A 299-nucleotide genomic window follows, 5' to 3' on the forward strand; every position below is an offset into this window, starting at 1 on the left:
CTGCTCTTTTTCGTTGCTGCCGGCGCGCTCTATCTGGCGCTGACGCTCTTCTCCAACCTGATCATCGGTCGCGTCGAGGCCCGGTCGCGGCGCGGCATGCCTTCCGTCAAGGAGGCACGCTGATGCCGGCCGAAGCGACCGCGATCAACATGGCGGCGCGTGCCTCGCTCTGGCTGAAGCCGCACCGCATCGTGCTGATCCTAATCGCGCTGGGATTGGTCCTCGGCGCGGCCTTCGTCATGCGCTGGGACTGGCTGCCGCAATATTGGCAGATGGGGCTGCTCGGCATCTGGCGGTCG

At 66.2% G+C, this 299-nt stretch carries 2 pseudogenes; both read left to right on the forward strand.

The window, feature by feature from the left end:
* A pseudogene (locus EN857_RS36055) lies at positions 1 to 123 on the forward strand (ABC transporter permease); the annotation flags it as partial.
* A pseudogene (locus EN857_RS36060) lies at positions 123 to 299 on the forward strand (ABC transporter permease); the annotation flags it as partial. The pseudogenes EN857_RS36055 and EN857_RS36060, both read left to right, overlap by 1 nt.

Origin of the sequence: Mesorhizobium sp. M4B.F.Ca.ET.214.01.1.1 (genome assembly GCF_004791545.1) — a bacterium.
Lineage (GTDB): Bacteria > Pseudomonadota > Alphaproteobacteria > Rhizobiales > Rhizobiaceae > Mesorhizobium > Mesorhizobium abyssinicae.